We start from the raw sequence: 20056 nt of genomic DNA, 5'->3' as shown, positions 1-20056 counted from the left end.
TCCCGTCCCACCCCTTACGGAGAAGAAAACTCATGAGCGAGAGCACCACCATCCGCTGGGAACAGGACGAGACCGGTGTCGTCACCCTCGTCCTCGACGATCCCAACCAGTCCGCGAACACCATGAACCAGGCGTTCAAGGACTCCATCGCCGTCATCGCCGACCGTGCGGAGGCCGAGAAGGACTCCATCCGCGGCATCGTCTTCACCTCCGCCAAGAAGACCTTCTTCGCCGGGGGCGACCTCAAGGACATGATCAAGGTCGGTCCGGAGAACGCCCAGCAGGTCTTCGACACCGGTACGGCGATCAAGGCATCCCTGCGCCGCATCGAGACCCTCGGCAAGCCCGTCGTCGCCGCCATCAACGGGGCGGCCCTCGGCGGCGGTTACGAGATCGCCCTCGCCTGCCACCACCGTGTCGCCCTCGACGCGCCCGGCTCCAAGATCGGCCTGCCCGAGGTCACGCTCGGCCTGCTCCCCGCGGGTGGCGGCGTCACCCGCACGGTACGCCTCATGGGCATCGCGGACGCGCTCCTCAAGGTCCTGCTCCAGGGCACCCAGTACAGCCCGCAGCGGGCCATGGAGAACGGCCTGGTCCACGAAGTCGCCGCCACGCCCGACGAGATGCTGGCCAAGGCCCGCGCGTTCATCGACGCGAACCCGGAATCGCACCAGCCCTGGGACGTCAAGGGTTACAAGATCCCCGGCGGCACCCCCGCCAGCCCCCGCTTCGCGGCGAACCTGCCCGCCTTCCCGGCCAATCTCAAGAAGCAGACGGCAGGCGCCCCCTACCCGGCCCCGCGCAACATCCTCGCGGCGGCCGTCGAGGGCTCGCAGGTCGACTTCGAGACCGCGCTGACCATCGAGGCCCGGTACTTCACCGAGCTGGTCACCGGGCAGATCGCCAAGAACATGATCCAGGCGTTCTTCTTCGACCTCCAGGCCGTCAACTCCGGCGCCAACCGTCCCAAGGGCATCGAGCCCCGCCCCGTCCGCAAGGTCGCCGTCCTCGGCGCCGGGATGATGGGTGCGGGGATCGCGTACTCCTGCGCCCGCGCCGGCATCGAGGTCGTCCTCAAGGACGTGACGGCCGAAGCCGCCGCCCGGGGCAAGGAGTACTCCGAGAAGCTGCTCGCCAAGGCCCTGTCGCGCGGCCGTACGACCGAGGCGAAGCGGGACGCGCTGTTGGCACTCATCACGCCGACCGCCGACCCCGCCGACCTGGCGGGCTGCGACGCGGTGATCGAGGCGGTGTTCGAGGACACCTCGCTCAAGCACAAGGTGTTCCAGGAGATCCAGGACATCGTGGAGCCGGACGCGCTGCTGTGCTCCAACACCTCCACGCTGCCCATCACCGGCCTTGCCGAAGGTGTCTCGCGCCCCGTCGACTTCATCGGCCTGCACTTCTTCTCGCCCGTCGACAAGATGCCGCTCGTCGAGATCATCAAGGGCGAGCGGACGGGCGACGAGGCGCTGGCCCGCGCCTTCGACCTCGTACGCCAGATCAAGAAGACGCCGATCGTCGTCAACGACTCGCGCGGCTTCTTCACCTCGCGCGTCATCGGCCAGTTCATCAATGAGGGCGTCGCGATGGTCGGCGAGGGCATCGAGCCCGCGTCCATCGAGCAGGCGGCGGCCCAGGCCGGCTACCCCGCGAAGGTCCTCTCCCTGATGGACGAGCTGACCCTCACCCTCCCGCGCAAGATCCGCAACGAGACCAAGCGGGCGGTCGAGGAAGCGGGCGGCACCTGGCCGGGCCACCCGTCGGACGCGGTCATCGACCGCATGGTCGACGAGTTCGGTCGTACGGGCAGGAGCGGCGGGGCGGGCTTCTACGAGTACGGCGAGGACGGGAAGCGCACGCGTCTGTGGCCGGGCCTGCGCGAGCACTTCGCGAAGCCCGGCGCGGAGATCCCCTTCGCCGACATGAAGGAGCGGATGCTCTTCTCCGAGGCGCTGGACACCGTGCGCTGCTTCGAGGAGGGCGTACTCACTTCCGTGACCGACGCCAACATCGGCTCCATCATGGGCATCGGCTTCCCCGCCTGGACGGGCGGCGCGATCCAGTACATCAACGGGTACGAGGGCGGCCTGCCCGGCTTCGTGGCCCGCGCGCGCGAACTGGCGGCGACGTACGGCGAGCGCTTCACGCCGCCCGCGCTGCTGGTGGAGAAGGCGGAGCGGGGCGAGAAGTTCAGCGACGCGTGATCCCGCCGTCCGGCGCCGGTCCCTCGCGCGGGCCGGCGCCGGACGGTGCGGGGCGGTGAGGGGCGGCGCCGGATGGTGCGGGGCCGAGGACCGCCGCCGACCGGGGGCTCCCCGCCCGGCGGCGGCCCCTCAGCCCTCACTCCGCGGTGAACGCCGCCCGCAGCTCTTCCTTCAGCGAGCGCTGGAATGCCGTTACCAGTGCCTGCACCACCATCGGCTGCATGTGCGCCGACAGCGACTTCATCGCTTTCACATGCTCGGGATCCGACTCGCGCTCGCGGTACGGACCCCACACCTCGTCCTTGAAAAGGTTCGTCAGGGCGTGCGCGGCCGAGCGTGTGTGCTCCAGCAGAATCGTGCGGGCGGCGAGGATCGTCTCGTGGGCTATGGGCACGCCGAGAAGCTGTACGCCGAGGGCCAGCAGGCCCGGGTCGACCCGGAAGGCGTCGGGGGAGTCCGCCCGCTCCAGGACCTCCATCGCGGCGAGCCGGTCGATGTCCTCCTCCGACAGCGCACGGCCCGCCCGGCGCTCCAGCTCCGCCCGTGTCGCGTCCTCCGCCGAGTCCGGCACCCAACTCGCCACCAGCGCACGGTGTATCGCCAGGTCATGGGCGCTCAGATCGGCCGGCAACTGCTCCAGGTAGCGCTCGATCGCCGCGAGCGTCATGCCGTGGTGCTGGAGTTCCTCGATGAGCGCCAGCCGCGACAGGTGGGCGGGACCGTAGTGGCCGACGCGGCGGGGTCCGATGACGGGCGGCGGCAGGAGCCCTCGGGTGCTGTAGAAGCGGACCGTACGCACCGTGACCCCGGCCCGTGCGGCCAGCTCGTCTACCGTGAGCGTCGGCTCGTCGGTGTCCGTCGTCATGTCTGCGCCTCGCTTCCCACTGCTGTGCGGCTCTCCGGTGCAACAGTATTGCTGTCTCACCATTGTTGTGAAAGCGTCCGGCACCGCCGGGCTGTCAGTGGTGGCCCGTACGGTTGTGCCATGTCCGAGATCGGTTACGTACGGGGGGACGCCACCGCCCCACAGGGCAAGGGCGTCAAGATCATCGCGCATGTCTGCAACGACCTGGGCGGCTGGGGCAAGGGTTTCGTGGTGGCGCTGTCGCGCCGCTGGCCCGGACCGGAGGCGGCCTACCGCCGCTGGCACCGGGAGCGGGCCGCCAACGACTTCGGCCTGGGCGCGGTTCAGTTCGTACAGGCCGAGCCGTACGTGTGGGTGGCCAACATGGTCGGCCAGCGCGGCATCCGCACCGGCAGCAAGGGGGTGCCGGTCCGGTACGAGGCCATCGGCACGGCGCTCGACGCGGTGGCGGCCAAGGCGGCCGAACTGGGCGCCTCGGTTCACCTGCCCCGCATCGGCTGCGGACTCGCGGGCGGAAAGTGGTCGCGCGTCGAACCGCTGATAGAGGAGCGGCTGGTGCGGCGCGGGATCGCGGTCACGGTCTACGACCACGACTGAACGCGGGCGCGCTGCTCGCCGCTCACATCACGTCCGGGGCGGCCCGGCGGCCTGCTGCCTACTTGGCCGCGGGCACGGCGACGGACTGCTCGTGGCGGAAGACGTTGTGCGGATCCCACAGCTTCTTGGCCCGTTGCAGACGCTGGTAGCTGTTCTTGTAGTACAGCTGGTGCCACGGCTGGCCCAGCGTGTTGAGTGTGGGATCGGAGATGTCGACGTCGGGGTAGTTGATGTAACAGCCGTCCGTGTTCGCGTCCTTGGTCGCGGGGAAGGCCGGATCCACCACCGCCGGCACTCCGCCGGTCGGCTTGTAGACGTCCTGGTAGAAGTTCCGGATCCAGCGCAGATGCGGACCGGCGATCTCCGGGTCCTTCTCGGCGTCCCGGTAATCGAAGAACCCGTTCTTGTCGGCGTCCGTGCCCCAGGTCCAGTACGTCTGGTACTGGAGTTTCATGACCGAGGAGCGCTGCGGCACAGCAGTTTCCTCCGACCGCACGTCGTTGACGGCCCCGCCGTACGAATCGACCTGGAGCACCGCCTCCGGGTTCTTGTACTCCGCGTCGGTGAGATGGCGGTGGATCGCCTCGATCTGGTGCTCGGTGAACCCCTTCGTCATGTACGCCGACTTGTGCGCAGCGCCTCGTCGGCCGAGTCCTTGCGGGCCACGGTCTTCTTGGGGGTCCTGCTGTCGGCGACGGTGACCACCTCCACGGCGTGCAGGTAGTCCACCGTCAGGCCGAAGTACCGGGAGAGCAGCCCGTAACCGCCGCCCGAGACGTGACCGCCCAGCCCCACCGAGTAGCAGGAGCCGCCGGGCAGGGCAAGGCCGGTCGACCGGTAGAGCTGAGTGGTGCTGTGCCAGTTCGTGGCACCGGCCTCGATGCAGTACGCGCTCATCTCCGGGTCGTAATAGACCCGGTTCATCTGACTCACGTCGATGATGACCCCGACGTTCGCGGAGGAGACGAAGTTCTCGTAGCAGTGACCGCCCGAGCGCACGGTGATCCGGCGCTGGGAGTTGGCCGGGTCGGCGACGAACTTGCCGACCGCCTTCACCACGTCGTCGGCCGACGTGGCCACCACGACGTAGGCCGGGTCGGCGATCCAGCGTTGGTTGAAGCCCCGGCGCAGCGCGTCGTACCGCGCGTCCTTGGGTCCCACTTCGATCGGATGCGCAGTCACGGCTTCCCCCCGGGGCAGATCAGAGCTTCAGGCACTCACTCCAAGTTATCAGTCGTGCGCGAAGAGTTACGAACCCGTTCGGGTGAATGTGCCGGCGTCCCGCGGCCTGCGCGGGCCAGCGGTCGAGGCGCCGAAGTCGCGCCCTGTGCGCTGTGGTGGGCCAGGGGCGCGTGCGGGTCGGGCGCCGCGGGCCGGGGCGCGTGGTCGACATGGACCGTCGCGCCGCTCAGCCGTCCCACCGCGTGCAGCAGCGCGTGCTCCGCCGCCACCGCCACCGCGTGCGCCTCGACCACCGTCAGCCCCGGGTCCACCACGACGGACGTCTCGGCGCGCAGACTGTGGCCGAGCCACCGCATGCGGACGGCGCCCACCGCCCGTACGCCATCGACGTGGGAGAGCGCGTGCTCGGCCGCGTCCACCAGAGCCGGATCCACCGCGTCCATCAGCCGGTGCCAGACCTCCCTTGCCGCGCCGCGCAGCACCAGCGCGATCGCGGCCGTGATCACCAGCCCGATCAGCGGGTCGGCGTAACGCCATCCGAGTGCGGAGCCGCCCGCGCCCAGCAGGACGGCGAGGGAGGTGAAGCCGTCGGTGCGGGCGTGGAGCCCGTCGGCCACCAGGGCGGCGGAACCGATCCTCCTCCCGGTGCGGATACGGGCCCGCGCCACCCACTCGTTGCCCGCGAAGCCGATCAGCCCGGCCGCGGCGACCGCCGGGAGATGACTGACCTCCTGTGGCTCGAACAGGCGCTGTAGTGCCTCGTACCCGGCGAACACCGCCGAGGCGGCGATCACCAGGACCACGAAGACACCTGCCAGATCCTCGGCCCGCCCGAAGCCGTAGGTGTAGCGGCGGGTCGCCGCACGCCGTCCCAGCAGGAAGGCGACGGCGAGGGGGAGGGCTGTCAGGGCGTCCGCGGCGTTGTGCACGGTGTCACCGAGCAGTGCCACCGAACCGGACAGCGCGGCGACGACGGCCTGCGCTGCGGTGGTGGCCGCGAGGACGGCGAAGGAGAACCAGAGGGTCCGCATCCCCGCCGCCGAGCTTTCCAGGGCGGAGTCGATCCGGTCGTGGGAGTGATGGTGATGGCGGTTCCAGCGCCGCCGCCCGCGCCCGTTGTCGTGCCCATTTCCATGATCATGACCATGGTCCCGACCGTGTTCGTGCCGGTCCCCGCGTCCGTCTCCGCGTACGTCTCCGCGTACGTCTCCGTGCCCGTGTTCGCGACCCGTCATGGGCACCACCGTGGCACATCAACTCCCCTGCGGCCACTGCCGAAAAACCGCCTGTGACCAGGTGCGAACGAGTTGCGATTGCGTCGTGGGCCCCGGTGCCGGGCCCGCCGCGCGGCGCAGCACGGCGGGCCCGGCCGGAGGGCGTGGCTCAGCGGCCGGCCGCCACCACCGGGTAGTGGTCGCTCAGGTTCGTGTACGTGTACTGCTTGCCCCAGCTGGACACGGTCCAGGGCGCGCTCTGCTCCTTGATCACCTCGTTCGTCCAGCCCGCGGGCTTGACGTGCCCGGCGCGGTGCAGGACGTAGTCGAGGTCCTCGCGCGGGTCGTCGGGGTAGCGCTCGGAGGCGATCGAGTTGTCGGCGGTGTCGAAGGAGTACGGGTGGCCGGTGCGCGCGTCGTCGCCGGTCAGGCCCCCGTCGGTGAGCATCGTGGCGTACTCCGGGCTGTGCGAGTCGACGTTGAAGTCACCCGCGACGATCACCTGCTCCGAGGCGGGGATGCTCTTCGCGTCGAGGAAGGCGTCGATCGCCTTGAACTGCCGGCTGCGCATCTGGGCGGCCTCGCCCGCGCCGCAGCCCGGGTCGGTGGACTGGGCGTGCGTGCCGACGACGTGGACGCGCGTGCCGCTCACGTCCAGTACGGCGTACACGAAGCCCTTGTTGGAGTACCAGTCGGCGCCGCAGGCGTCCTTGTAGACGTACTGCTCCTTGCGGACGACCGGCCACTTGCTGAGGATCGCGACCCCGCCGTCCTCCGGCGTCGTGGAGGAGTACGACCCGCCGGTCGCGTCCCAGCCTGTCCTGCCGCGGCCCATCACCGGCGTCTGGTACGGGTACTGCGCCGCGGCGTTGCTCTTCAGCGCGTCGGAGGCGCTGTTGTCGAACGCCTCCTGGACGACAACGACGTCGTTGCCGCGGAAGAAGGATGCCGCGGGTATGGCCTTCGCGCGGTGGTCCTGGCCCCAGTTCGGGTAAAGGTTCTTGCTGAAGAGGAACGTGTTGTACGACAGGACCTTCAGCGAGGGCACCTCGGCCGACGCGGACGCGGCGGCCGGGGTCACCGGCCCCGCCGTGGCGGCCGGTGCGGTCGCGGTGAGGGTGGCGGCCGCGAGTGCGGTGGCCAGGGCTGCGCCAGGGGTGCGGCGGAGCGCGGAGTACGGCACGGGGTCTCCCGTTCGGGGTGGGGGCAAGGATCGGCGCGGCACATCAAATCAGCCGGAGTTACCTTCCGGTAGCCATTGGACGGCGAATGCCTTGCGGCGCGCACACGATCTCCCCAACTCCTTCTTCCGGCAGGCTGGCCGCCTGGCCGGCCGGCGGCTCTGACCCGGCCCCGCCCCTCCCGGTCCGTGCGCGCCGGTCGTACGGCCTCCCGTGCTGATCGCACGCCCCCGCTCCGAATCGCATACTGGAGGCATGAAGATCAGCGGGCAGGACCCCGCGCCGCCTCCGCCCGACGGCGTCCTGTGGTCGGTCGCCGGTGACGTGCGCGCGCTGCTCATGCTGCCCGCCGCGCTCACCCTCCAGGTGGCGCACCCGGCCGTCGGCGCGGGCGTCGACCAGCACTCCGTCTTCCGCACGGACCCGTGGGGACGCGGCGAACGGTCGCTGCGCTCCTTGCAGCTGTGGGTGTACGGGGGAGCGGCGGGCGCCGAGGAGGGCCGCCGGCTCCGCCGGCTCCACAGGACCGTCCGGGGCATCGACGCGCACGGCCGCCCGTACCACGCGCTCGACCCGGCCCACTACTCCTGGGTCCACGCCACCGGTTTCCCCTGCTACCGGCACGCGCTGGGCTACCTCTTCCGGCCCCTCACCGAAGCGCAGGAGCGGCAGCTGTACGCGGAGTGGCTCCAGGTCGGGCGGATCCTCGGCATCGACGACCGGGACATGCCGCAGACCGTCGACGCCTTCTGGCCGTACTACCGCGAGATGCTGGCCGGGGAACTGGAACGGACCGTGGTGGTGCGCGAGCTGATCGCCACCGACAGCCCGGTGCCCGCCCCCGACCGGGGGCCGCTGCCGGTGCGGGTCGTCCTGCGCGCCCTGTGGCCGGTCCTGCTGCCGCCGCTGGCCCGCTTCAGGGCGTTCGTCACCGTCGGGTACATGCCGCCGGACGCGCGGGAGGCGCTGGGGCTGGAGTGGAGCGACGTCCAGGAGCGCAGGCTGCGCCGGTTCAGCCGCGCCGTACGCGCCGTGGTTCCGATGCTGCCCGAGCGGCTGCGCTACCTGCCCCTGGCGCGCGAGGCCAGGGCGCGGCGCCGCGAACAGGTCGCCCACGGCAAGTGAGAGCGCTCCCTGCAACCCTGCTCCGAGCATGCCGCCGCATGCCCTCATCCGTAAACACTTGAACGCTCCGGGGTTTGCGACGCCCTCAACTGCCGTCTGTGTCACATGTATTGACACTTCTGTTTCAGGAGTTTTACGTTCCCTGCTATCTGAGAGCGCTCTCGGACGCCCTTCCCCCACCACCCAGAGGTGCCGTCCATGTCAGCTCCTCCCTTCAGAACCGTGTCCGCGCTGGTCCTCGTCTCCGCCCTGACCGCCCTCGGCCTCGGGTCTGCCGCCTCCCCGGCCGCCGCCGCCACCGTCCCCGTAGGGGCGGGCAGTTACTCCGACGTACGCCCCGCGGGAACCTCCGGCCCCACCACCAACACCGGCACACCCGTCACCCCCAAGCTCACCCCCGCCGCGAAGGACAAGCCGCTCCCCACCAACGACTGGTGGTCCTCCCTCGCCTTCCAGCGGTACGGCGACAACCCGCACTCCACACCGATGTACGGCCACCCGCTCACCTACCAGTCCACCGCCGCCGGCCTGGAGGTCGGCTACCCGACGACTCCCGCCGTCGTCGGGGACGGCCGCCAGTACGAGTACGCCCACAAGCGCGACCTCACGCTCGGCCTGACCGGCCTGAACTCGCCCGACACCAAGGCCGACGACTGGTCCGACTGGACCGTCACGCCCTACTGGTCCGACGGCGCCCGCACCCTGCGCACCACCATCGGCCACGGCATGCCCTTCGTGTACGCCAAGGGCTCGGGCGCCGGCGCCCAGATCACCACCGCCGCCGCGCCCACCGTCTTCTCCGACCAGGGCAACGTCCTCGGCATCACCGTCGCCGGCCACCACTACGCCCTCTTCGCACCGACCGGCAGCGACTGGAACATCGCCGGCTCCACCCTCAGCGCGGGTCTGGGCGCCAAGGACTACTTCTCGCTCGCCGTGCTCCCCTCCACCGACGCCCTCGCGACGTACAAGAAGTACGCCTACAGCTTCGTGACGGGCTCGAAGGCGAGCTGGAACACCACCGGCGGCACCGTGAAGGCGACGTACACCCTCACCACCGAGGCGAAGGAGGGCAGCGAGACCGGCACGCTCCAGGCCCTCTACCGCCACCAGTGGCTGCACACCTCCGACCCGCTCACCCCGTACACCTACGTCTCGCCGCGCGGCACGATGAAGGTCCGCGAGGGCGCCTCCTTCACCACCAGCCAGCGGGCCTCCGGCGTGCTGCCCGCGCTGCCGCAGTCGAGCGGCGTCGACAAGGCGCGGCTCCGTGGCTACCTCAACGAGGCCGCGAACGCCGCCGACCCCTTCTCCGGCGCCACCGACACCTACTGGACGGGCAAGGCGCTGGGCCGCCTCGCCCAGCTCGTGCCCGTCGCCGACCAGATCGGGGAGACCGCCGTACGCGACAAGCTGCTCGGCCTGATGAAGGGCCGTCTCCAGGACTGGTTCACGGCCGGCGGAGCCAACGAGTTCTCGTACGACAGGACCTGGAAGACCCTGACCGGCTACCCGGCGTCGTACGGCAGCGACACCGAGCTGAACGACCACCACTTCCACTACAGCTACTACGTCTACGCCGCCGCGATCGTCGCCCAGTACGACCCGGCTTGGGCCGCCGATTCCGCGTGGGGCGGCATGGTCAAGACGCTCGTACGGGACGCCGCCAACCCCAGCCGCACCGACACCGCCTTCCCCTTCCTGCGCGGCTTCGACGTGTATGCGGGCCACAGCTGGGCCTCCGGCCACCAGGGCTTCGCGGCCGGCAACAACCAGGAGTCGTCGTCGGAGTCCACCAACCTCAGCGCCGGACTCGTCCTGTGGGGCGCGGCGACCGGTGACACGGCCCTGCGCGACCTCGGCACGTACCTCCTGACCACCGAGTCGGAGGCGATCGCGCAGTACTGGTTCGACGCCGACGAGCAGGTCTTCCCGTCCTCCTTCGGCCATGACACGGTCGGCATGGTGTGGGGGAGCGGCGGGGCGTACGCCACCTGGTGGACGGCCAACCCGGAGGAGATCCACGGCATCAACGTCCTCCCGGTGACCGGCGGTTCACTCCACCTGGGCGGCGAGAAGGCCGCCATCCGGCGCAACCTCGCCGAGATGGAACGCGAGAACGGGGGACCGGCCGTCGAATGGCGCGACATCCTCTGGGAGTTCCAGTCACTGGCCGACCCGGGCGCCGCCAAGGCCAAGTGGGACGCGGGCCACGCGGGCTACACCCCCGAGCAGGGCGAGTCGAAGGCGCACACCTACCACTGGATCAGCACCCTCGACACGCTCGGCGCCCCCGACGCGACGATCAGCGGCGACATCCCGACGTCCGCCGTCTTCACCAAGGGAACGGTACGGACGTACGCCGCCCACAACCACACCTCCACCGCCCGTACGGTCACCTTCTCCGACGGGGCGAAACTGACCGTCCCGGCCCGCTCGGCCGCGACCGGCACCGGCACCGGAGGCACCGACCCGGACCCCGACCCCGACCCGCCCACCGGGAACACCTTCCAGCTGCGCACCGGCGGCACCCTCACCACGGCCACCGGAACCACCGCCGCCACCGACACCATCGCCTCGGCGGGCGGCGCCAACCACGACGGCACCCCGCACCAGCCGCTGACGTACACCGCCAAGGGGGTCAACGGCACGCTCAAGTCCGGTACGCCGACGGCCTTCCGGCTCCAGGTCGACGCGGGCACGGCGGTCGGCCTGGGCCAGCAGGCCCGGGTCAGTTACGACCTGACCGGCGACGGCACGTACGACCGGACGGAGACCTACCAGTACTTCGCGACCGATCCGGTGGCGGGCTGGGAGGAGTACACCCAGGCACGCGGCCTCAAGTCGGCGACGGGCACACTCGGCGACCTCAAGGGCGGCACCGTACGCCTCGAAGTGTGGAGCGCCATCGGCAACGGCACGGCGAAGCTCCGTACCGGCACGGGCGATTCGGTGCTGGTGATTCCCTTCCAGTAGCCGCAGCGCACCCGACCGCAGCGCACCCCCACGGCACCGCCCCCCACCGCGGCGGGCCCGGCCGCTCAGGCCGAGGCCCGCCGCACCAGTTCCGTCGGCATGACGACCGAGGCGGGCGCGGCCCCTTCCCCTCCGCCGTCGCCCAGGACCCGCATCAGCAGCCTGACCATCAGCCGGCCCATCCCCTCGATGTCCTGACGGACGGTGGTCAGCGCGGGATCGGTTGCCTCGGCGACACCCGCCACGTCGTCGAACCCGACGACCGCGACGTCCTGCGGCACCCGTCGGCCGCGCTCCCGCAGGACCCGCAGCGCACCCGCCGCCATCAGGTCGTTCGCGGCGAAGACGGCGTCCAGATCCGGTCTGCGGTCCAGCAGCTCCGCCATCGCCCGCGCACCGCTGTCCACGGTGAAGTCGCCCTGTGCGGTGAGCGCGGGATCGGCGTCGAACAGTACGTCGCGGTATCCGTCGGCGCGGTCGGTGGCGGAGGTCTGGTCGCGGGGGCCCGCTATGTGCGCGACGCGCCGGCGGCCCAGGCCGACGAGGTGGTGTACGGCGCTGCGGGCGCCGCCCCGGTTGTCGCAGTCGACGTACGGGACCGCAGCGGCGCCGGAGCCGGGCCGGCCGCCGAAGACGGTCGGTACCTTGGCGCGGCCGATGAGGGCGGGCAGACCGTCGTCGGCGTGCAGCGAGAAGGCGAGCGCGCCGTCGACGTGGCCGCCGCCGAGGTAGCGGGCGATGCGGTCGTAGTCGCCGGTGCCTTCCACCCACAACAGGACCAACTGCGAGTCGTTCGCTGTCAGTTCCCTGCTGATGCCGCGTACCTGCTGCTCGAAGAAGGGGTCCGAGAAGATCCTGAACTCGGGCTCGGCGATGATCACGGCCACCGCGCCGCTCTGCCGGGTCACCAATGACCTGGCCGCGTGATTCGGGACGTATCCCAGCGCCTCGACGGCCTCCCGCACCTTGTCGGCCAGGGGCTGCCGGACGCCCGCACCCCCGTTGACGACACGGGAGGCGGTGGCCCGCGAGACTCCGGCGCGGGCGGCGACGGCTTCCAGAGTGGGGCGGTAGCCAGCGGGCTGTCCGGGCAAGGCGGGTGCTCCTCGGCGGGTCGGCGGAGAGGGGTGCTGGGGGGAGGATATCTGCCGCTCCGACCGCGTGAGAGCGCTTTCAGCAACCCGCGGCAACCGGCGGCGGCGACCCGCAGCGACCAGCCGCGAATCCACCACTCGCACCCATCACGACTACACCACGACGACACCGCGAACCACCGCGCACCCGCGTCGACGCCGCGAACCACCGCGCACCCGCCACGACGAGCCGCGAACCACCGCGACGCGCCTGCCACGACGCCGCCGCGCCCCCACCCGCACAAAGGGGCGCGGCGGCGTACCGGCGCTCAGTGGTGGTCGTCGTGCTCGTGGACCGAGTTCGTCGCGGCGATCTTCTTCCACGACTTGGGCTGTACGGGCTTCGCGCTCTCACCGGCGTACGAACCCGCGATCCGGGACCCGGCCGCGGCCGGGGCAGCCGGCTTCGACGGCTGGTACAGCCAGGTGTCGAAGAGTCCGGCCAGCGGCTTGCCCGAGACGCTCTCGGCGTACTTCACGAAGTCGGCCACACTCGCGTTGCCGTGGGCGAACTTGGCCGGCCACCCCTTCAGGATCGTGAAGAAGTCCTCGTCGCCGACCTCGTTGCGCAGCGCCTGCACGGCCAGCGCGCCCCGGTCGTACACGGCGGCGTGGAACTGGTTGTCCGGCCCCGGGTCGCCCGGCGCGACCGTCCAGAAGGGGTCGTCGGCCGCGCGCGTCCCGTAGACGTAGTCGGCCAGCTCCTGCGCCGTGCCCTCGCCCTCCTTCTCGGACCACAGCCACTGGCTGTAGCGGGCGAAGCCCTCGTTGATCCAGATGTCCTTCCAGCCCTTGACCGCGACGCTGTCGCCGTACCACTGGTGGGCCAGCTCATGGACGACGACCGAGACGTTCGCGCCGTTCGCGAACTGGCGGGGGCTGTAGAACGGCCGGGTCTGCGTCTCCAGCGCGTATCCGCTGGTCACGTTCGGGACATACCCGCCGAGCGCGTTGAAGGGGTACGGGCCGAAGACCTCGCTCAGGTACTCGGCGACCTCGGTGGTCCGCTCGACGCTGGCGCGCGCGGCCCCGGCGTTGTGCCCCAGGTCCTTGCTGTAGGCGTTCAGCACGGGCAGCCCGTCGGCCGTCCTGTCCGTCGTGATGTCGAATTTGCCGACCGCCAGGGTGGCGAGGTAGCTGGCCTGCGGCTTGTTCGAGCGCCAGTTGTAGCGGGTCCATCCGAGCCGCGAACTCTGCGACTGGAGGACGCCGTTGCTGATGGCCTGCGTGCCGTCCGGCACCGAAACGGAGACGTCGTACGTCGCCTTGTCCAGCGGGTGGTCGTTGCTAGGGAACCACCAGACGGCCGAGTCGGGTTCCTGCGCGGCGACGCCGCCGTCCGGGGTGCGGTGCCAGGCGGTGTAACCGGCGATCTTCAGCTGCGATGGCTTTCCGGCGTACCGCACGACGACCGAGACGGAGCGGCCCTTCTCCAGCGGGGCCGCCGGGGTGACGACGAGCTCCTGGTCGCCCTCCTTGACGAACGTGGCCTTCTTCCCGTTGACCCGCACCTCGCTCACCCCCAGACCGAAGTCCAGGTTGAAGCGCGAGAGGTTCTGCGTGGCGGTGGCGAGGATCGTCGCCGTCCCCTCCAGCAGGTCCGTCGTGGGCTGGTACTTGAGGCGGAGGTCGTAATGCGACACGTCGTAGCCGCCGTTGCCGCTGGCCGGGTAGTAGGTGTCCCCGATGCCCGGAGCGCCTGGGCCGAAACTCGCGGCCGATGCCGGGATCGCCAGCAGAAGTGAGGCCGCCAGGGCGCCCGGGACGAGAAATCTGCGGTGCACGGATGCTCCAAGTGGTCAGTCCGAAGGATCTGTTCGCACCCTATTCAGCCCACCTGCCACCAGTCATGTCCATGGTCGCTCCTGTCACACGACTGCCATCCGGCCGACACGAGTCCCCCTCCTGCCCTCTTTTGCACGGCAGTTGACCGGAGTACCTTCCAGCCCCATGCCCATACCTGCGCGGAGATCCCGCTTGAAGTGGCGAAGGCTCATACCGGTGGCCACGGCCGCCCTGATGGCGGTCGCACTGACCCCGGCGGGCGTCGCGGAGGGCGCCGCGGGCGCCGCGCCAAAGGAGAGCAGACCGGTCTACTCCTACGACAACGCGATCCGCGAAGCCGTATGGGTCGACACCAGGACGGACGCGGACGCCGACGGCAGGACCGACCGCGTCGCCGTGGACATCGTCCGCCCCCGGGAACCCGCCCAGCAGGGCAGGAAGATCCCCGTCATCATGGACGCCAGCCCGTACTACGCCTGCTGCGGGCGCGGCAACGAGAGCCAGAAGAAGACGTACGACGCCGACGGGAACCCGGTCCGGTTCCCCCTCTACTACGACAACTACTTCGTACCCCGCGGCTACGCGTTCGTCGCCGTCGATCTGGCCGGCACCAACCGCTCCGACGGCTGCGTGGACGTCGGCGGCCACTCCGACGTCCAGTCGGCCAAGGCGGTCGTCGACTGGCTGAACGGCCGCGGCAAGGCGTACACGACCCGCACCGGAACGGAGCGCGCCATGGCCCGCTGGTCCACCGGCAACACCGGGATGATCGGCAAGAGTTACGACGGAACCGTCGCCAACGGCGTCGCGGCGACCGGCGTCGAGGGCCTGAAGACCATTGTCCCGATCGGCGCGATCTCCTCCTGGTACGACTACTACTTCGCGCAGGGCGCGCCCCTCTACGATAGCGGCCCCGAGTGGCTGTCGGACTACGTCGAGAGCCCCGAGGCCCGCGCCCGCTGCCAGGCGGTGCAAAAGCGCCTCGTCGACGAGGCTCCGCGCAACGGCGACTTCACCCCCCTGTGGGCCGAGCGGGACTACGTACCGGACGCGGGGGACGTGAACGCCAGCGTCTTCGTCGTACACGGCATGCAGGACCTCAACGTCCGCGCCAAGCACTTCGGCCAGTGGTGGGACGCCCTCGCCGAGGCGGGCGTGGACCGCAAGATCTGGCTCTCGCAGACCGGCCACGTCGACCCGTTCGACTTCCGCCGGGCGGACTGGGTGCGGACTCTGCACCGCTGGTTCGACCACGAACTCCTCGGCTACGACAACGGCATCGACCGCGAGCCGATGGCCGACATCGAGCGCGCTCCCGACCAGTGGTCCACCGACAAGGTCTGGCCGCCCCGCTCCACCGACGCCACCACACTGCGCCCCGGCAAGGGCTCCGCGCCCGGCGTCGGCACCCTGTCGCTGAAGCGCGCGGCCCCCGGCGCCACGGAGACCTTCACCGACGACCCGAAGCTCTCCGAGAGCGACTGGGCGGCCGCGATCGACACACCCACCCCATCCAAGGCCGGCTTCACCACCCAGCCGCTCACCCGCGACCTGCGCCTTTCCGGCTCCTCCGCGGTGACGGTGACGGCGACGCCCTCCACCTCCACCGCTCACCTCTCCGCCGTTCTCGTCGACCTCGGCCCCGACACGATCCGCGACTACACCGCCTCGGGCGAGGGCATCACCACACTCGCCAACCGCACCTGCTGGGGGCCGAGCACCGCCGGTGACAGCTCCTGCTTCAAGGAGACGTCGGCCCGTACGGCGAACGTCGACTACACCGTCTTCAGCCGCGGCTGGGCCGATCTCGGCACCTACGCCGACGCGGGCAAGGGCCGCCCGCTCACCCCGGGCAAGCGGTACACGATCACCCTGGACCTCCACGCGAGCGACCACGTCGTACCCGCCGGACACCGGCTCGCCCTGATCGTCGGCGGTACCGACGCGGGTCTCATCGACCCGCCCGCCTCCACCCCGACCCTCGCCGTCGATCTGTCCCGTACGGCCGCGGAGCTGCCCGTCGTCGGCGGCGCCAAGGCATTCGCGGGCGCCACCGCCGGATCGCCCGCCGCCACCGCGCGGGGCGCCCGCCTCGACGGCGTGGCCGAACCCCGCCCCGTCCGCCCGATCCCGGGAGCCACCCGCTGATGCACCCGCGTATCCGCGCCCTCGCACTCGCCGCCGCCGCGACCCTCGCCGCACCCCTGGCCACGACCACCGCCCAGGCGTCCCCGGCCCCGCCCCGCACGGGCTTCGAGGCCACCGGCGGCGCCCGCTGGACGACGCAGCCGGAGGAGCAGAGTTTCCTGACCGCGGTCGACCGCGCCAGCGAGCGCGTCACGATGTCCACCATCGGCACGACGAAACTCGACCGCCCGCTTCGACTCGTACGCATCGCCGCCCAGCGGCACACCTCCACCACCGTCCTCCTGATCTGCTCCCAGCACGGCGACGAACCGTCCGGACGTGAGGCGTGCCTGACGACGGTCAGGGACCTCGCGTACGCCAGGGACAAGAAGACCCGCGACTTCCTCGCCCGCACCACGGTCCTCGTCATCCCCACCGCGAACCCCGACGGCCGCGCGGCCGGCACCCGCACCAACTCCGACAACATCGACATCAACCGTGACCACATCGCCCTCAAGACGGCCGAGGGACGGGCGATGGCCGCCGTCATGCGCGACCACAGGCCCGACGTCGTCTACGACCTGCACGAGTACGGCGCCACCCCGCCTTACTACGACAAGGACCTCCTCTCCCTCTGGCCCCGCAACCCCAACACCCACAGCAAGGTGCACGCCGAGGCCCGCACCCTCTCCGAGTCCTATGTGCGCCCGCACGCCGAGGACGCGGGATTCAGCAGCGGCATCTACGGCATCTGGACGGACCCGGTGACGGGTGAGCCGGTCAAACAGGTGGCGGGCGACGGCCAGGAGCGCATCCTGCGCAACACGGCGGGCATCAAGCACGCGGTCGGCCTCCTGGTGGAAACCCGCGTGGACCCGCTCACGGACGAGGAGAAGAAGGACCCGGCCCTCAACAACAAGCGGCGCGTGAACACCCAACTCGCGGCCCTCACAGGCGCGTTCACGTTCATCGACGAGCGGCGCCCGAGCATCCGGGCCGCGACCGCGCTCGCGCGCCTCGAAGGCTTCGCGGACCGCGGCCCCGTCCACCTCGGCGGCGCCGACAACGACCCGCCCGAACCCGCCGAGACGATCCAGAATCCCCCCTGCGGCTACCACCTCTCCCCGGCGCAGTACGCGGAGGTGGGGGACGAACTGGCACTGCACGGCGTCACCGCTCACCGGGACACCGAGGGCGCGTACGTACCCCTTCGGCAGTCCCGGCGCGACCTGGCCGTCCTGCTCCTCGACGACCGGGCGGCGTACCACCTGACAACCGGGAGGCCCGACACCAGCTGTTAGGCAGTTGTGACGTGCAACACATGTGGTAGGGGGTACGGGAGCGAAATCAAGCTCAGTAATTCCCGAAAGGTGCCGCTTGTGTCGCACGAACAGAAACCGGCTCAACGGCTTCGCCTGCCGGTGAGGGCGGCTCTCCCGGGCCGCCACCCGCACGAGGACGAGACGCCCCGGACCGACCGGGTGGTGTTCGGCGTGACGGCCGTGCTCACCCTGGCCTTCGTGCTCTGGGGCTCCGTCTTCACCGGGACGCTGGAGCGAGTCTCCGACAGCATGCTGAGCGGCCTGATGCACAACGGCGGCTGGGCCTTCGTCCTGGCCGCCTCCGGCTTCGTGGTCTTCGCTCTCTGGCTGGCCGTCAGCCGTTACGGCAGGATTCCGCTCGGCCAGGAGCACGAGGGACCCGAGTTCCGCACGGTCTCCTGGGTCGCGATGATGTTCAGCGCCGGCATGGGCATCGGCCTCATGTTCTACGGCGTCAGCGAGCCGCTCGCGCACTACATCACCCCGCCGCCCGGCACCGACCCCGCCGACTCGGCGGACGCCATGCAGACGGCCCTGGCCACCACCCTCTTCCACTGGACGCTCCACCCGTGGGCGATCTACGCGGTGGTCGGCCTCGCCATCGCGTACAGCACCTTCCGGCGCCGCAGGCGGCAGACCATCAGCGCCGTCTTCGTACCGCTCATCGGCAGGAAGCGCGCCGACGGCACCCCCGGCCGGGTGATCGACATCCTCGCCATCTTCGCCACCCTCTTCGGCTCGGCCACCTCCCTCGGCCTGGGCGCCCTCCAGATCGGCAGCGGTTTCCGCGAACTGGGCTGGATGGAGAAGGCCGGAACCGGACTCCTGATCTCCATCATCGGAGTCCTCACCGCCGCGTTCGTCTTCTCGGCCGTCTCCGGCGTCGAGAAGGGCATCCAGTGGCTGTCCAACACCAACATGGTCCTGGCGGTGATCCTCGCGGTCTTCGTCTTCATCGCCGGCCCGACCATCCTGATCCTCGACCTCCTCCCCACCTCCCTCGCCGCCTACATCGACGAACTCCCGCAGTTGGCCGGCCGTACCGAGGCCGCGACCGGCGGCGGCGAGGTCTCCGAGTGGCTGAGCAGCTGGACGGTCTTCTACTGGGCGTGGTGGATCTCCTGGACGCCGTTCGTCGGCATGTTCATCGCGCGCATCAGCCGCGGGCGTACGATCCGTCAGTTCGTCGGCGGCGTCATCCTCGTCCCCAGCACCGTCAGCCTGGTCTGGTTCGCCGTCTTCGGCGGTACGGCGATGAAGCTCCAGGAGGGCAGGCAGCTCGGTGACGAGACGACGCCGGAGGGCCAGCTCTTCGACGTACTCCAGCAGTTCCCCATCGCCGGCGCGATGAGCCTCCTGGTGATGATCCTGGTCGGCATCTTCTTCATCTCCGGTGCCGACGCCGCCTCCATCGTGATGGGCACGCTCTCCCAGCGGGGCACCTTCGAACCGGCCCGGTTCGTCGTCATCTTCTGGGGCGTGGTGACCGGCGCCGTGGCAGCGGTGATGCTGCTCGTGGGCGACGGCAAGGGGGACGCGCTGGCCGGCCTCCAGAACCTCACCATCCTCGTGGCGGCGCCCTTCGTACTCGTCATGATCGGCATGTGCCTGGCCCTGATGCGCGACCTTCGCCAGGACCCGCTGATCGTCCGCGGGGAGATCGCGGAGGAGGCGGTCGAGAGCGCGGTGATCGCGGGCCACGAGAAGTACGCGGGCGAATTCGAGATCCGCATCGGTCCGGGTCCGGGTCCGGGGCCGGAAGCGGAAGAGGGGAACGACGGCAAGAAGACTCCCTGACCCCGCGAGTCCCCTGGCGCACCCCCAGTGCCGGCAGGGGGTGCCCGCAGGGGTGCGGAACGCCCCCCTCCCCACACGTCACGGTGCGGGGAGGGGCAGCGCCGGCAGGACGCCTCCCGCCGCCGCACGCGGCAGGGGCCGTACCGCACAGCACCCTGCCGGACCCCGCCCCGCAGCCGCACACCGGTGGTTCCGGGCGTACGGGCCATGCGCTCCCGGACCCGCAGCGAGTCCGGCGACCACTCGCCCACGACTTCCGCTGAATCGATGCCGTAGGGCCCCCACCAGCGCTTCCGTCACGGCCGGGCACGTCCGTTCCGCGGGGCGGCGGCCCCACGTCCGCACCGGCCGCCCCCGCTCCGCCGACACGAACCGGTGGCCGGCGGAGCCAACCCGCCGCCCACGACCATCACCGCGCGCAGTAGGGCCGGAAACTGAATGCGCGAATCATGGCCAGAAACTGACGGAAGGTGGGTAGCGTGTTCGGCTTCCGCGGCAGTGAACGAATCGCCGCGGTATGTGGCCGTACTCGCGGCCGACCAGCA

The 20056-nt window shown here is 70.7% G+C and carries 14 protein-coding genes; 7 read left to right on the top strand and 7 right to left on the bottom strand.

Going from position 1 to position 20056, the window contains the following annotated elements:
- The first annotated feature begins 32 nt into the window (after positions 1-32).
- Positions 33-2207 carry a 3-hydroxyacyl-CoA dehydrogenase NAD-binding domain-containing protein gene (locus AS594_RS06000; protein ID WP_069933343.1) on the top strand — a complete coding sequence of 725 codons (2175 nt, stop codon included), beginning with the start codon at positions 33-35 and terminating at the stop codon, positions 2205-2207.
- A gap of 136 nt (positions 2208-2343) precedes the next feature.
- Here AS594_RS06000 and AS594_RS05995 read toward each other — a convergent pair whose 3' ends face one another.
- Positions 2344-3072, bottom strand: a complete 729-nt coding sequence (locus AS594_RS05995; RefSeq protein ID WP_069926028.1) for a MerR family transcriptional regulator — start codon at positions 3070-3072, stop codon at positions 2344-2346.
- A gap of 120 nt (positions 3073-3192) precedes the next feature.
- Here AS594_RS05995 and AS594_RS05990 point away from each other — a divergent pair, with 120 nt between their 5' ends.
- Positions 3193-3669: a macro domain-containing protein gene (locus AS594_RS05990; protein WP_069926027.1), complete on the top strand. Its 477-nt coding sequence runs from the start codon at positions 3193-3195 to the stop codon at positions 3667-3669.
- A 58-nt stretch (positions 3670-3727) separates the two neighbouring features.
- On the opposite strand, the gene AS594_RS46010 is transcribed toward AS594_RS05990, so the two are convergent.
- The 4 genes from AS594_RS46010 to sph all read right to left on the bottom strand — a co-directional run bounded on the left by AS594_RS46010 (position 3728) and on the right by sph (position 7248).
- On the bottom strand, positions 3728-4285 hold the full coding sequence (locus tag AS594_RS46010; RefSeq protein WP_069926026.1) for a BBE domain-containing protein: 558 nt from the start codon (positions 4283-4285) through the stop codon (positions 3728-3730).
- Positions 4282-4851 (bottom strand): FAD-binding oxidoreductase, encoded by a 570-nt coding sequence (locus AS594_RS46005; RefSeq protein ID WP_069926025.1) that lies wholly within the window; start codon positions 4849-4851, stop codon positions 4282-4284. Before AS594_RS46005 ends, AS594_RS46010 begins: the two co-directional genes overlap by 4 nt.
- A 35-nt stretch (positions 4852-4886) precedes the next feature.
- Positions 4887-6086 (bottom strand): cation diffusion facilitator family transporter, encoded by a 1200-nt coding sequence (locus AS594_RS05975; protein WP_079148271.1) that lies wholly within the window; start codon positions 6084-6086, stop codon positions 4887-4889.
- A 148-nt stretch (positions 6087-6234) separates the two neighbouring features.
- A complete protein-coding gene (gene sph, locus AS594_RS05970; protein WP_069933344.1) occupies positions 6235-7248 on the bottom strand; it encodes a sphingomyelin phosphodiesterase in 1014 nt (337 codons plus the stop codon).
- A 253-nt stretch (positions 7249-7501) separates the two neighbouring features.
- Here sph and AS594_RS05965 point away from each other — a divergent pair, with 253 nt between their 5' ends.
- Both AS594_RS05965 and AS594_RS05960 read left to right on the top strand, forming a co-directional pair.
- On the top strand, positions 7502-8371 hold the full coding sequence (locus tag AS594_RS05965) for an oxygenase MpaB family protein (protein WP_069926023.1): 870 nt from the start codon (positions 7502-7504) through the stop codon (positions 8369-8371).
- A gap of 198 nt (positions 8372-8569) precedes the next feature.
- Positions 8570-11347: a glycosyl hydrolase gene (locus tag AS594_RS05960; RefSeq protein ID WP_069933345.1), complete on the top strand. Its 2778-nt coding sequence runs from the start codon at positions 8570-8572 to the stop codon at positions 11345-11347.
- A gap of 65 nt (positions 11348-11412) precedes the next feature.
- Here the strand turns inward: AS594_RS05960 and AS594_RS05955 are convergent, their stop codons facing one another.
- Complete coding sequence (locus AS594_RS05955; RefSeq protein WP_069933346.1) at positions 11413-12441, bottom strand: LacI family DNA-binding transcriptional regulator; 1029 nt, start codon at positions 12439-12441, stop codon at positions 11413-11415.
- Between the two features lie 308 nt (positions 12442-12749).
- Entirely contained in the window at positions 12750-14264 is a 1515-nt protein-coding gene (locus AS594_RS05950; RefSeq protein ID WP_069926020.1) for a M1 family metallopeptidase, read from the bottom strand.
- Positions 14265-14430: 166 nt separating this feature from the next.
- On the opposite strand from AS594_RS05950, the gene AS594_RS05945 reads away from it, so the two are divergent.
- The 3 genes from AS594_RS05945 to AS594_RS05935 all read left to right on the top strand — a co-directional run bounded on the left by AS594_RS05945 (position 14431) and on the right by AS594_RS05935 (position 19511).
- Positions 14431-16413, top strand: a complete 1983-nt coding sequence (locus tag AS594_RS05945) for a Xaa-Pro dipeptidyl-peptidase (RefSeq protein ID WP_069933347.1) — start codon at positions 14431-14433, stop codon at positions 16411-16413.
- Positions 16413-17693, top strand: coding sequence for a M14 family metallopeptidase (locus AS594_RS05940; RefSeq protein ID WP_069926018.1), 1281 nt, complete (start codon positions 16413-16415; stop codon positions 17691-17693). Before AS594_RS05945 ends, AS594_RS05940 begins: the two co-directional genes overlap by 1 nt.
- 78 nt (positions 17694-17771) lie before the next feature.
- Positions 17772-19511: a BCCT family transporter gene (locus AS594_RS05935; protein WP_079144773.1), complete on the top strand. Its 1740-nt coding sequence runs from the start codon at positions 17772-17774 to the stop codon at positions 19509-19511.
- The last annotated feature ends 545 nt before the right edge of the window (positions 19512-20056 follow it).

The organism is Streptomyces agglomeratus (genome assembly GCF_001746415.1).
GTDB classification, from domain to species: Bacteria; Actinomycetota; Actinomycetes; order Streptomycetales; family Streptomycetaceae; genus Streptomyces; species Streptomyces agglomeratus.
The sequence above is the reverse complement of the archived record's forward strand: the minus strand, read 5'-3'. Positions and strand labels throughout refer to the sequence as shown.

Coding starts and splice junctions, on each gene's coding strand:
- AS594_RS05940 (WP_069926018.1), top strand. CDS start 16,413: ATGCACCCGCGTATCCGCGCCCTCGCACTCGCCGCCGCCGCGACCCTC.
- AS594_RS05975 (WP_079148271.1), bottom strand. CDS start 6,086: ATGACGGGTCGCGAACACGGGCACGGAGACGTACGCGGAGACGTACGC.
- AS594_RS05945 (WP_069933347.1), top strand. CDS start 14,431: ATGCCCATACCTGCGCGGAGATCCCGCTTGAAGTGGCGAAGGCTCATA.
- AS594_RS06000 (WP_069933343.1), top strand. CDS start 33: ATGAGCGAGAGCACCACCATCCGCTGGGAACAGGACGAGACCGGTGTC.
- AS594_RS05995 (WP_069926028.1), bottom strand. CDS start 3,072: ATGACGACGGACACCGACGAGCCGACGCTCACGGTAGACGAGCTGGCC.
- AS594_RS05990 (WP_069926027.1), top strand. CDS start 3,193: ATGTCCGAGATCGGTTACGTACGGGGGGACGCCACCGCCCCACAGGGC.
- AS594_RS05960 (WP_069933345.1), top strand. CDS start 8,570: ATGTCAGCTCCTCCCTTCAGAACCGTGTCCGCGCTGGTCCTCGTCTCC.
- AS594_RS05965 (WP_069926023.1), top strand. CDS start 7,502: ATGAAGATCAGCGGGCAGGACCCCGCGCCGCCTCCGCCCGACGGCGTC.
- AS594_RS46010 (WP_069926026.1), bottom strand. CDS start 4,285: ATGACGAAGGGGTTCACCGAGCACCAGATCGAGGCGATCCACCGCCAT.